We start from the raw sequence: 12,454 nt of genomic DNA on the forward strand, positions 1-12,454 counted from the left end.
ATAATCCCACTCAGTCTTTTTTATAGTGAAGCTGTTGTTTTTCTTCAAAACGCTCAATTGCTAGTGTAATCAGACGATTAATCAGCTCTGGGTAGCTTACATTTGTATGTTGCCATAGAAGAGGATACATGCTAACAGGTGTAAAACCTGGCATTGTATTCACTTCGTTAATATAAATGCTGTTATCGGCTGTCACAAAAAAGTCCGCACGAACTAAACCGCTTCCATCAATAGCTTTGAACGCACGCTTTGCAAGCTCCTGTAAGCTTGATACAGTATCTTTAGGAACCTCTGCTGGAATAATAAGGGCTGTCGAGCCATCTTTATATTTAGAATCATAATCATAAAATTCAGTTACTGGTTTGATTTCACCAGGTACAGAAACTTCCGGGAAGTCATTTCCTAGCACAGCTAGTTCAATTTCACGAGCAACAATACCTTGCTCAATTACAATTTTACGATCATACTGTAAAGCTATTTCGATAGCCTTCACTAATTCATCGCGGTTTGTTGCCCTGTTAATTCCGACACTTGATCCCAAGTTTGCAGGTTTCACAAACATCGGCCAAGCCAACTTTTCTTCACAACGAGCAAGGATAGCCTCCTGTTCATTAGCCCATTCGCTACGAATGAAGTACGTATACGGTACTTGTGGTAAGCCGGCAATTTCAAATAATTGCTTCATGATTACTTTATCCATGCCTGTCGCTGATGCTAACACACCGTTTCCTACATACGGCAAATTTAGAACCTCAAGTAAACCTTGAACAGTTCCATCTTCACCATTAGTACCGTGAAGTAATGGGAAAATTACATCGAATTGTACAGTTTTACCATCTTTATCCATTAAAAAATTTGTAATATTATTTTCTAATATAGTGTTATCATCACCAAATTGTAATTCTTCAATTGTACTTGCAGGTTTTTTTAGACGCTCACCGCGGCGCCATTCTCCTTCAAGGGTAATGAAAATCGGATATACTTCATACTCCTCGAAATTCAAAGCTCCAGTGACTGCACGTGCTGTCGATAATGACACCTCATGCTCCGCTGACTTTCCACCGTATAATAAACCGATTCTTTTTTTCATTTTTGTGCCCTCCGCATACTTCTTGAGTACTATTAGTTTATCATGAAACGTCTTGACAAATGACATCAATTTCGACTTGCCGTAATTGTAGCTGTCGCTGCATAAAACATTTGTAGCTGTCGCTTTGCTTTCGCTACATAAAGCATTTGTAGCTAACTCTTTACTTTCGTTACAAACATTAAAACAATTACTGAATGACGATAAAAATCTCACCGTAATTTTGACGGTGAGATTTAGTGTATATTCATTCTACGTACAAATGAATAGATCAATTATGCCTAGGCATAATTGCGTCAGGAATCAGCTTCGTGCTTAGGCCTGCACGAGGGCCGACACGATGTCGGTCATTTCGGTAATGCCACAGGACGTGGCGTTTTTACCGATGCAGGTCAGTTAGCCGTTATCGCATGGATGCGATGATTTTAGGCTAACATCCTTTATTGAACTCCCTTCTGATTCCGTGACATCCGCCGGAGGCTTTAGGCCAACAGATGTTTTTTGCGCGAAAGCGTAGTGCTAACGTAGCGTCAGCAGCACCGATGTTGGTCACTCAGTCGTTGCCACAGGATGTGGCGTTCTTAGACTGAGTTCCTCTATTTCAGCGGGTGTTTGGATACCCGCTGAAAGAAGTTAAATAATATAAATCAATTCATCGTGCTCATTTTTCAAAATTGTATTTTTTAAATCATCCCACACCTCATCAGGGAAGGAATACTCTGACAGATTGCGAATTTCGAGACCGTAAGCTACTTTAGGCTTTTCAATTCGATACAATGATAACAGTGCCCCATCTTTAGCAAATGAACGATAGGCACGCAAAAATTCCGGTGAAATAGCAGGAATACTCGATTTCGCCTTCCTTCGCCAAAAACCAGTGCTACGTTCCTTTTCACGAATCAAACTGTTCAAAACATTAGCTATGAGTAAATCTGAATCGCTTAAATGGCGAAAATAAATTTTAGTCATTTTCTCTAAATCTGAAGAATAGTAGACAAATCGATTTTGTAATTTATTAAAAAATGGCGAAGTAATCGGTTCCTTTTTATGACTTATGTAAAGTAATTCCCCTTGTTCCATCGGTGTTAGTTGGTCTAGCCTCTTCTCATCCATAAAGTCTATCCAACACAATTCTTTGGATTCGGTAGATTTTTTTACAAACTGAGGTACTTCCTCTTCTGGTATATAATCCAACTGTGTATGCATATTAAAGGAACCATCTTCATAGGAATGTTTCAATAACAGTAAGTGATGAAGTGGTTCAAGTGCAGCCACAAATTGCGAGAATTTAAGCCCGCTAAAAACAACAAATTTATCGACCTCATTCATATGAACATAAATATGAAACATAAAATCTTCAGCTGACTTCAATTTTTTACCCACAACCATCACCCCATTCTTCACTACATTATAAAACTAAACAGGAATTTTTGAAACATTTAATGCTAATAATCGTCATAACAATATTCACAGGCGTAAAAGTGTTTTTTACGTTATAATATGAATGTTAAAGATGCTATTGCATATATGTTTTTTAACTACTCGGAATGAGCACATTTAGAAAGAATATAATTCTATTCATTTCTTACAAATATCTGAGAGGATTCTAAATCAAAAGCAAGTATTGAGCCCCCTTGTTCACACGCTCACTTCGGTTTGATATTTGCCTCTTGAGGATGCACTTTTTAAATATATTTGGTAGTATATTGAATTGGAATTAATTTAAATCAAATTTACTCATTAAGAGATACTATTTTAATATAGGTGGCTTGTATGGAAAATAAACGAAATTTCGCGAATCGTTTTGACTGGACGCTCGCTTTTATACTTTTAACCTTCCTAGTCATAAGTTTGTTAGCCATTGCGTCGGCTCAAACATCAGGTCAGTATGGTGTTAACTATGTTCCTTTACAATTGCGATGGTACGTCATTTGCTCAGTAATTATTGGAATAGTTATGTTTTTTGAACCTGACCAATATAAAAAAATGTCTTGGTATATGTACGGGGCAGGCATCGTATTATTAGTACTACTTATCTTCATGCCAGAAGGAACAGGACAAATCGGTGCAAAAATTAATGGTGCAAAAAGCTGGTATCATACACCTCTTGGAAATATTCAACCTTCTGAGTTTATGAAAACCTTTTACATTTTAGCACTTGCTCGACTTATTAGTAAGCACAACGAAGTCTATTCTTTTAGATCATTAAAAACAGACTTTATATTGTTAGGTAAAATCGGTGTTACACTGTTACTACCTTTAGCTCTTATTATGCAGCAACCTGACCTCGGTTCAGCATTGGTATTCTTTGCCATTACAGCTGCCGTTGTCATTGTAGCAGGTATATCGTGGAAAATTATTTTACCAACTTTTCTAGGTGGCGCTATAGTAGGTGGTTCTCTTGTATGGATGGCACTCTATATGCAGGGTTTTTTAGAGAAAACATTCGGCTTTAAACCATATCAATTTGCTCGAATCTATTCTTGGTTAGATCCATATTCATATTCTTCTAGTGATGGATACCATTTAATTACTTCCCTAAACGCCATTGGTTCAGGTGAAATTTTCGGTAAAGGTTTCCGTAGTCGTGAAGTTTACGTTGCCGAAAATCATACCGATTTTATTTTTACAGTTATCGGAGAAGAATGGGGTTTTATTGGTGCTAGTATCGTTATTTGTATTTTCTTTTTATTAATCTATCATTTAACAAAAACTACACTATTATTGAAAGATCCATACTCAACATATGTATGTGCTGGTATTATTGCAATGATTACATTCCACGTATTTGAAAATATCGGTATGACTATTCAGTTATTACCTATTACCGGTATTCCCCTACCGTTTATCAGTTATGGAGGAAGTTCATTGATGGGGAACGCTCTAGCCCTCGGTCTTGTTTTCAGTATGCGTTTCCACTACCGTACTTACATGTTTACCACTCATGATGATGATGATTAATTATGGACATAAAAAATGGGTAGTCTCAATTACAGAGACTACCCATTCTTATTTGTAAAACGAGTTAAGCTTGAACTTGCGGTGTTTGCGTTGGTGGTGTGAGCACTTTTAAAAGTTCAAGTCGAGACTTTGTTACAGTGGCTTTTACACCCAACTTAGATAAATTCGAAACAATCTTTTTCAAATCTACTTCTTTTTTCATACATTCCACCTCAATCTTTCCTCGAATTTATATAACGTTTTATTTCCAAAAAAGTTTCGTTTTTGCAAGCGTATGATGTCTGACGAGTTAATCTCTTTCTATCATACCATTTAACTTCGCTTTAAAATTTTTCATTTTTGTTACAATGTAAATTTTTCCTTAACATACTATTTACCATCTCATCATCAAAGCGTGAAGTTGATTTCCGTTCCGGCTGGGCGCTTTGTGCTGACGCTCCAGTCTCCACTCCAATCAACTATAACGTGTTAATAAATGTCATTCCTATAAACTTATTTACCATTAAACAGCAAAAGTTAAACATAAAAAATTAAAATACTGACATACCCTCTAGTAGTATACCCCAGAGATAAATTAATACACTATGCGACAATCGATACAAAAAATTAAAAATGGAGTGAGTCCATTTAGTTACTTTAAACTCGTTATTAAATTTTTAGTATCAATATAATTCATTGTTAACAGTCTGCAGTTTTTTATACATTGTTTTAACCTCTTTTCTCTACTGCATTGTCCCCGGGAAGTCTCCAAGCATTAACGTTTTAGCAAATGTCATCCCCTACTTTTAGTAATGAGCCATTAAACATAAATTGTTTTGACTTCCGCTTTCTTGTAATAACAATAACAAGAGAGGTAGAATATACATACTAAAATATCGTATGAAAGCAGGGTACTATATGAAAAAGGCAATTTTATTATTAATGTCTGTTCAATTCCTCGTCTACCTAGGATTTGGAATTATTATACCGGTCTTACCCGAGGTTGTAGTTCAGCAAAATTGGGATGAACTACACGTAGGTGGCCTACTTACAGTGTACTCGCTTGCAAGTTTTTTCACTGCACCATTTTGGGGTATGCTGTCCGATAAGGTAGGTCGTAAGCGACTTATATTAATAGGCCTAGTTGGTTTTAGCTTAAGTTTTGTTATTTTCTCTTTATTTATTGATAATTTAGCAATGTTGTACTTCTCACGTGTTGTGGGTGGTTTATTCTCAGGTGCACTATACACATCTGTGACAGGCTTTGTAGGAGATATGTCGAGTGAGGAGGATCGCAATAAATATATGGGTTTCATGGGTATGTCCATCGGGCTCGGTTTTATTTTTGGTCCTGCAATTGGCGGTATGCTCGGACACTATAGCCTGCAACTACCATTTATCGCTTCTGCAACACTAATTGCACTATTATTTATTTATGCAAGTTTCGTTTTAAAAGAACCTACAAAACGAAAAGATACAAATAAACGTGCCATTGTGCCAAAGGGTGCGGCCAAAATGTTGCAGTACCGTGTGCGATATTTATTTATGTTCTCATTTTTAGTGACTTTTATGCTGGCTGGAGTAGAAGCAACGTTCCAGTTATTCCAAATTGATCGAATTCAAATTACACCGTTACAAATTGGTTATTTGTTTATGTTTAGTGGCTTTGTAGATGCAGCTATTCAAGGCGGTGTTGTTAGACGTATTAAAAATGGAAGCGAGACAACTTGGTTAATAGGTGCACAAATTGTCACAGCTATGGGTATGCTTTTATTCACTTTAACAGCTAACTTATTTATGGCAGGCTTTGCCCTTTGTGTTTTCACAGCAGGAAATGCGCTCGCAAGAACATGCGTCGTATCTCTTTCAACTAAAGAATCTGGTGGTCAATACGGGACTGCTGCAGGTCTTTCCTATTCAATGGATAACCTAGGACGCATTCTAGGTCCACTATTCTTCACTTGGCTATTTACAATGCAATCTAGTTTAGGCTATTATACTTCAGCAGCAATAGCCGTCGTTTCAATAAGTTTAATATTTATTTTTAAAGCATCAAATAAATCTTTACGACTTGAATAATTTGTTGATAAAAAGCCGTAACTTAATAGTAATTCGAAGTTTATAGAACACAACAAGGGATATTGGATCCATCAATTATGCCTCAGCATAATTGCGTCTGGAATCGGCTTTGTGCTTACGCAAAGAACTCCTTTCCGATTTCCGTGACATCCACCGGAGGCTTTGGGCCAACAAATGTATTTTGCGCGAAAGCGTAGTGACAACAAAAGGGTTTTATCTGTGCAAAAGCGAAGCGGCAGCGGCAAGATGTTGGTCACTCAGTCGTTACCACAGGACGTGGCGTTCTTAGACTAAGTTCCTCTATTTCAGCGGATGATTTGGACACCTGTTGAAAAGTGACTTAAAACTGCATTCATTTACCACCTATAGAGGTGGGAGACTTCTGTACCTGACGCTACGCTTTCGGTACAAAAGACATTTGCCGAAAGAATGTAAAGCAGAATATCGGAGGGCCCCGCATGAACAAAACAACAAATCTTTTTCTTCCAAAAGAGCTAGAATCGTTTCGTTTTGAAATTGAAGATACACTACTTTCAGCAATGATTATCACACCATATAAACGATCAACTACGTTAACGGAAAGTAAATTTGCTGGGGAACCTTACTTACCCTATTCCCAAACATATCCGAAAGATATTACAGGTGAGCCTATGCGGCTATTAGCTCAAATTAACTTTGCAGAAATGCCACCACTAAAGGATTTCCCATCTCAGGGTATTTTACAATTTTTTATTTCATCTAATATTTTCGTGAATGTTGATCATTATCACGAGGATATTTTCCAGCAATTTTATAAAATACGTTTTTATCCTACTGTAAATTTTGAAGCGACAGTCCCTAAACAGGAGTTTTTAGTACAAACAGCAGATGACAGGTTCCCTATTCACCAGGAGTTAGCATTACAATTCCAACCTATCCAAGAACCTGTATCTGCTTTAGATTATCGCGCGATACATTGTTTACCAAACTTAATACCTTCATCACAAGATGTTGATTTACGAGAAATTTATCTACAGCACTTCTTAGGGGCTGGAGCTAAAATCGGTGGTTATGCCTATTTTTTAGAGGAAGATATCCGTCACGAATCGCAGCTTCTTAAACGATATGATGTATTGCTACTCCAAATTGACTCTAATGATGAAATTGGTATAATGTGGGCAGATAGTGGCGTTGGGAAGTTTTTCATTAACAGAGAAAAGCTTCTTCAAAGGGATTTTTCTGATATTTTATTTCAATGGGAGCATTATTGATCCTTATTCGACAAATGTAGCGGTCGCTTACAACAATTACGAAAGGCGAAATTGATTTTGGATTACCTCGTTAGTTTCGGAGGTAATCCTTTTCCATGCGTACTAACAAATTTCGTATCTTCTTTCCACATATAAAGTAAGCTATACTAGATATATTGTGAAAAATGTAGAAAAGGCAGGTGTAGGAATGAGTATTTTTACAGACTTTGGATTTCTAGTATCTTTCATTATGTTTATCAATATTTTAGCAGCAATGGTCATAATTTTTTTAGAGCGTAAAGATGCCACTTCTACATGGGCATGGATTCTCGTACTATTTTTCATTCCATTAGGTGGGTTTATTTTATACTTGCTATTCGGACGACAATTACGGAGAAAGCATTTATTCCGTTGGGAAGGACGCAAGGATATTGGTATCGATAACCTCATTAGTTATCAGACAGAAGCGATCCGAAACGACACATTCGAGTTTCGTATAGAAAATGCGGAAAATTATAAAGAAATGATTTATATGCATCTTAAAACAAATAATGCAGTTTTAACGCAGGACAACCACATTGATATTTTTGATGATGGTGCAAATAAATTTGAGCAACTTCTGAAAGATATTGAGGTAGCAAAAGATCATATTCACATTCAATATTATATTTTCCGTCTAGATGACTTAGGTACACGCATTATTGATAAACTTATAAAAAAAGCAAAGCAAGGGGTTAAGGTAAGAATCTTATATGATGAAATGGGCTCACGCAACATTAAAAAGCGCCATTTCAAGGAATTGCTTAATGCAGGCGGTGAAATCGAAGTATTTTTCCCATCTATTTTTCCACTTATAAACCCTCGTTTAAATTTTAGAAATCACCGAAAAATTGTTGTGATTGATGGCCGGATTGGTTATATCGGGGGCTTTAATGTCGGGGATGAGTACCTTGGTCTACAAAAGAAATTTGGCTATTGGCGAGATACACATTTACGTATTGAAGGTAGTGCGGTACATCCATTACAAACACGCTTTTTACTTGATTGGAATCAAGCTTGCGCACAACAGAAAATGGGTTATTCGGACCGTTACTTCCCTGCTATTCCAAAAAAAGGTGATGTAGGCTTACAAATCGTGTCTAGCGGCCCTGACTCTGAATGGGAACAAATTAAAATTGGTTATTTAAAGCTTATTAATATGGCGAAAAAATATATATATATCCAAACGCCATATTTCATACCCGATGTTAGTTTTTTAGAAGCTATTAAAATTGCGACGCTTTCAGGTATAGATGTAAGGATCATGATTCCGAATAAGCCTGATCATATGTTTGTTTATTGGGCTACATACTCATACGTAGGACAATTATTGCGTGCAGGAGCAAAAGTTTATATTTATGAAAAGGGCTTTATTCATGCTAAAGCAATTATTATTGACGATGAAGCATCTACAGTCGGAACTGCAAACCTTGACGTACGAAGTTTCAGTTTAAATTTTGAAGTTAATGCATTTATCTATGACTCAACGATTTCACATCAGCTTGCTGAGCTGTTTGAAAAGGATATTTTTGATTGTACTGAATTAACTTGGGAAATGTACAAAAATCGTTCTACACTGATTAAATTTAAAGAATCAGTTTCACGTTTATTAACACCTATCTTGTAGAATGTAGAAAAGGAAGAGAGCTAGTTCATTAATGATGAACAACTCTCTTCCCTTTTTTATTTCACACCTAAATATTCTTCTAGCGTAATATTTTGTTTTTTAATGTCTTTTGCTATGTCTACACCAACATAACGATAGTGCCATGACTCATACATATAACCTGTGATGTCTTCTTTATTTTGGGGGAATCGTAAAATAAAGCCGTAATCTTGAGCATGCGTAAATAACCATTGTCCAGCTGGTGTTTCACCGAATTCTTCAGTTAACCATAAACTATCTTTGCCGCTTTCCCCTATATCAAAGGCCAAACCTGTTTGATGTTCTGAATAACCCGGTCGAGCACTATAGCGATCAGCAGCAGCTTGCCCATCACGTTTAGCATAGTTATTATATAATGTTGTTTGATATTCAAAAGATCGATAGCCACTAAATGCAACTAAATCAAAACCTTGTTGTTTTGCTGCAGCAAACATTTTGTTTAGAGCTTGACGTGCCTCAGGATTTTCTTCAGGCGCAAAGGTAGATGGTAGCGGATATATTTTATTCGCTAATAAAATCCCCTTAATATATGTCGGCTCGGTTGGTAATGTTTGATTTGGTACATAGCCATTTTCATCTGTCTTCTGCTCTGGCTTCACAGGATTATCTGTTGTTTTTTTCGGCTCTTCTTTTGCAGGTGCATCTTTTTTAGTTGGTTCTGCTGTTTGTTGTTCTTCTTCATCTGATGCATTACTTACCTGTTTATTTTTATAGTTATACACTACGAAAATAGAGACAATAAGCGCCACTGAGATTACAGCACCAAGGATGAGTGGTAAACGTTTCTTTTTCACTATTTTTTACCCCTTTTAAAGTTATCCAGTACTACATAGTAAGGATCCTCTTTCAAAGAATTTAGAAAGAACAGTCCTAGTAAGTACCGATACTATTTTGTACTATATTGGTTCATCACCCAAAGTTATGGATACTTTTGTTAAAACGTCTACTATGTGAATAAGTTGATTGGAGTGGAGACTGGGCGACTCCTTGGGGATTAGCGTCACAAATGAGACCCTGGAGCGAGCACATAGAGGAACTAAGGCTAAAAGCCACTTCCTGTGATAACGCCTTCGTGATCAACATCCTGTGGCCCCAAGCGGCTCATCGGACGCCCCAGGAAGCTTTGCTCTGTGCGAAAGCGAAGTGACAGCAACAAATGTTTTATCTGTGCGAAAGCGAAGTGACAGCAACAAATGTTTTATCTGCGCGAAAGCGAAGCGTCAGCGACAAAGCGCCCAGTCGGAACGGAAATCAACCACACGTTTTGGTGATGATCCACTATATTGGTATAGTCTCATTTTAGCACTGTTCACAATTTAGGGTGTAGATTTTCACCAATGATTTTAAAATTAATCTGTTAGTCTGTGAGAATAATAATAAGCACTACTATAGAAGCAATTGAGAAAAAGATTGCCATGTACTTCATCCATTTTGCCTCTTTTACATAACCTTGTTCTTTAAAACTTTTTGCCCTAAAACCATTCGATACGGCAAACATAATAGTCATTGCCAATACTGCAAAATTAAAATTACCCATGATAATAAATACGATAGCCGCAATACTAAAAATCGCGACGAGAATAGATGATAGCAACTTTATGTTCATCTTGCTGTCCTCCTAAAAAAATCGAGGCTACATAGGCGCCTCGACAAAAATTATTTTATTAGTTTACTTTTTCCGGATGCTCCGAATAAAATTTTCGACCGATATATGTTTGAATAATCAACAACGCACCGCTGACTGACCAGTAAAGTGGTAGGGCTGCCATAGATGTCATCGAGATAAAGACAATCATAATTGGTGAAATATAAATAAACATTTTCATTTGTGCTTTTTGTTGCTCTGGTACTGTCCATAATGATACACGTGCTTGAACTAAATATACAAGACCCGCGACAATTGTCATAGCGATATCAGGTGAACCTAAGCTAAACCATAAAAATTCGTGTGCTTTCACGTCTGTAGAATATAAAATGGAGAAATAAAGACCCATGATAATTGGCATTTGAATTAACATTGGTAAACAGCCCATGTTAAGTGGATTGATACCATGTTTTTGATATAATGCCATCATTTCTTGTTGATACTTCGTTTGCTCTTCTTTTGTCTTTGCTTCCTTCATCTTTTTCTGAACAGCTTCCATTTCAGGCTTAAACGCATCCATTTTCATTTTCATCTTTTGCTGCGAACGGTAATTTTTTAACATAATCGGCATTAAGACTAAACGAATAAGAACTGTAATAGCAATGATTGCTAAACCATAGCTACCTGAAAACATAGTGTTACCGAAAAATTCTAATAAAAATTCCATTGGTTTTACAAAGATACTATAGAAAAAACCTTCTTTGTTTTGCACAGCTTGACAGCCACTAAGAACAAAAACGGCGAGTCCAAGCATTGAAAATAGCTTCAAATTTTTCATTTTTCCACCTACTATTATTTATCAACTAAAATGAAGTATACATTATCTGGCCTATCTTTATCAAATAGCAAGTGCTACTAATTCCATAACATAAAAAAGATGCGAGCTTTAGCATCGCTAATGTGTCCGCATCTATTTATTAATCTTATTTATAACCCTTTGTGAATAATACTAGATATACTTCTAGCTTTAGACGTTTTGAAACTCTGATTCCGCCATCTCAAAACGATAAAACTCGTGATGTAGTTCATCTCGGAAATGTTTGGGCGTTACCCCAGTATATTTTTTAAAGATGCGGGTAAAATAACTTTGGTTACAGAAATGGAATTGATCTGAAATAGAAGTAATACTTTTATTAGTGTGTCTAAGATAGTACTGTGACTCTTCTACTCGACGAACATTTAGATATTCAACTAGTGTAATACCAACATGTTCTCTAAAAATACGCGATAAGTGACTAGTACTAATATGGAAGTTATTTGCGATGCTTTCCACTGTTAAGTCATTTTCCAATTCATCATTTATATACATAATTACTTTATTAACTGTCTGGTGACGGAAAGTCGGTTGCTTGCGATCTGCAATAAAATAGACAAAGAAATCGATTAAATCATCAGCAAATTGTAAAAATTCTGCGTCTTTCATTTGATTTTCGATCATATCATTACAAGCAATGTTAAAAGCAAATGCTTTCTTCGAAGGAACTTGATTGTCTAGCAATTTACGAGCAACAATTGACGACAAAACAGAAAAATAACTTCGAACAATTTTAATGACTTGTTTGCCAAAACGTATTGAAAGAATATCAATTAATTCATGCAAAGATTTTTTAGCCTTTGCCGATTCTAAATGGTAAATTTCAAATATTAATTTCGACTCAATATTAAAAAATTCTTCTATACCGATGTATTGATTAATACTATCGATTTCTTGAAAGTATCTTTTGGATATCGTTTCTGATATAGAATGTTGATGTAGTTGCATAATCTTC

Annotated in this window: 11 protein-coding genes; 4 read left to right on the forward strand and 7 right to left on the reverse strand. The window is 36.2% G+C overall.

Going from position 1 to position 12,454, the window contains the following annotated elements; genetic code table 11:
* Positions 1 to 10 precede the first annotated feature (10 nt).
* Both ACQKOG_RS04780 and ACQKOG_RS04785 read right to left on the reverse strand, forming a co-directional pair.
* The gene (locus tag ACQKOG_RS04780) at positions 11 to 1,090 is read right to left on the reverse strand and encodes a D-alanine--D-alanine ligase (protein WP_370079953.1); all 1,080 of its coding nucleotides are present in this window, start codon (positions 1,088 to 1,090) and stop codon (positions 11 to 13) included.
* 630 nt (positions 1,091 to 1,720) lie between these two features.
* Positions 1,721 to 2,476: a hypothetical protein gene (locus ACQKOG_RS04785; protein ID WP_370079955.1), complete on the reverse strand. Its 756-nt coding sequence runs from the start codon at positions 2,474 to 2,476 to the stop codon at positions 1,721 to 1,723.
* Positions 2,477 to 2,860: 384 nt separating this feature from the next.
* Between ACQKOG_RS04785 and ACQKOG_RS04790 the strand changes: the two genes are divergently transcribed.
* On the forward strand, positions 2,861 to 4,048 hold the full coding sequence (locus tag ACQKOG_RS04790; RefSeq protein WP_370079957.1) for an FtsW/RodA/SpoVE family cell cycle protein: 1,188 nt from the start codon (positions 2,861 to 2,863) through the stop codon (positions 4,046 to 4,048).
* A gap of 64 nt (positions 4,049 to 4,112) precedes the next feature.
* On the opposite strand, the gene ACQKOG_RS04795 is transcribed toward ACQKOG_RS04790, so the two are convergent.
* Entirely contained in the window at positions 4,113 to 4,250 is a 138-nt protein-coding gene (locus tag ACQKOG_RS04795) for an Lmo0850 family protein (RefSeq protein ID WP_370079959.1), read from the reverse strand.
* Between the two features lie 695 nt (positions 4,251 to 4,945).
* Between ACQKOG_RS04795 and ACQKOG_RS04800 the strand changes: the two genes are divergently transcribed.
* From ACQKOG_RS04800 to cls, 3 genes are all read left to right on the forward strand, one after another.
* Positions 4,946 to 6,106, forward strand: coding sequence for an MFS transporter (locus ACQKOG_RS04800; RefSeq protein WP_370079961.1), 1,161 nt, complete (start codon positions 4,946 to 4,948; stop codon positions 6,104 to 6,106).
* Between the two features lie 458 nt (positions 6,107 to 6,564).
* Complete coding sequence (locus tag ACQKOG_RS04805) at positions 6,565 to 7,356, forward strand: YwqG family protein (RefSeq protein WP_402870214.1); 792 nt, start codon at positions 6,565 to 6,567, stop codon at positions 7,354 to 7,356.
* A 187-nt stretch (positions 7,357 to 7,543) separates the two neighbouring features.
* Complete coding sequence (gene cls / locus ACQKOG_RS04810) at positions 7,544 to 9,001, forward strand: cardiolipin synthase (protein ID WP_402870212.1); 1,458 nt, start codon at positions 7,544 to 7,546, stop codon at positions 8,999 to 9,001.
* A gap of 56 nt (positions 9,002 to 9,057) precedes the next feature.
* Here the strand turns inward: cls and ACQKOG_RS04815 are convergent, their stop codons facing one another.
* The 4 genes from ACQKOG_RS04815 to ACQKOG_RS04830 all read right to left on the reverse strand — a co-directional run bounded on the left by ACQKOG_RS04815 (position 9,058) and on the right by ACQKOG_RS04830 (position 12,447).
* The gene (locus tag ACQKOG_RS04815; RefSeq protein WP_370079967.1) at positions 9,058 to 9,834 is read right to left on the reverse strand and encodes a M15 family metallopeptidase; all 777 of its coding nucleotides are present in this window, start codon (positions 9,832 to 9,834) and stop codon (positions 9,058 to 9,060) included.
* Positions 9,835 to 10,397: 563 nt separating this feature from the next.
* Positions 10,398 to 10,646, reverse strand: coding sequence for a hypothetical protein (locus tag ACQKOG_RS04820; RefSeq protein WP_132361600.1), 249 nt, complete (start codon positions 10,644 to 10,646; stop codon positions 10,398 to 10,400).
* 58 nt (positions 10,647 to 10,704) lie between these two features.
* Positions 10,705 to 11,463, reverse strand: a complete 759-nt coding sequence (yidC, locus tag ACQKOG_RS04825) for a membrane protein insertase YidC (protein ID WP_370079969.1) — start codon at positions 11,461 to 11,463, stop codon at positions 10,705 to 10,707.
* A 189-nt stretch (positions 11,464 to 11,652) separates the two neighbouring features.
* A complete protein-coding gene (locus ACQKOG_RS04830) occupies positions 11,653 to 12,447 on the reverse strand; it encodes a helix-turn-helix transcriptional regulator (protein ID WP_370079971.1) in 795 nt (264 codons plus the stop codon).
* Positions 12,448 to 12,454: the final 7 nt, after the last annotated feature.

This window comes from Lysinibacillus sp. NPDC093216 (genome assembly GCF_050280325.1).
Classification (GTDB): domain Bacteria; phylum Bacillota; class Bacilli; order Bacillales_A; family Planococcaceae; genus Lysinibacillus.

Coding starts and splice junctions, on each gene's coding strand:
- ACQKOG_RS04780 (WP_370079953.1), bottom strand. CDS start 1,090: ATGAAAAAAAGAATCGGTTTATTATACGGTGGAAAGTCAGCGGAGCAT.
- ACQKOG_RS04785 (WP_370079955.1), bottom strand. CDS start 2,476: ATGGTTGTGGGTAAAAAATTGAAGTCAGCTGAAGATTTTATGTTTCAT.
- ACQKOG_RS04790 (WP_370079957.1), top strand. CDS start 2,861: ATGGAAAATAAACGAAATTTCGCGAATCGTTTTGACTGGACGCTCGCT.
- ACQKOG_RS04795 (WP_370079959.1), bottom strand. CDS start 4,250: ATGAAAAAAGAAGTAGATTTGAAAAAGATTGTTTCGAATTTATCTAAG.
- ACQKOG_RS04800 (WP_370079961.1), top strand. CDS start 4,946: ATGAAAAAGGCAATTTTATTATTAATGTCTGTTCAATTCCTCGTCTAC.
- ACQKOG_RS04805 (WP_402870214.1), top strand. CDS start 6,565: ATGAACAAAACAACAAATCTTTTTCTTCCAAAAGAGCTAGAATCGTTT.
- cls (WP_402870212.1), top strand. CDS start 7,544: ATGAGTATTTTTACAGACTTTGGATTTCTAGTATCTTTCATTATGTTT.
- ACQKOG_RS04820 (WP_132361600.1), bottom strand. CDS start 10,646: ATGAACATAAAGTTGCTATCATCTATTCTCGTCGCGATTTTTAGTATT.
- yidC (WP_370079969.1), bottom strand. CDS start 11,463: ATGAAAAATTTGAAGCTATTTTCAATGCTTGGACTCGCCGTTTTTGTT.
- ACQKOG_RS04830 (WP_370079971.1), bottom strand. CDS start 12,447: ATGCAACTACATCAACATTCTATATCAGAAACGATATCCAAAAGATAC.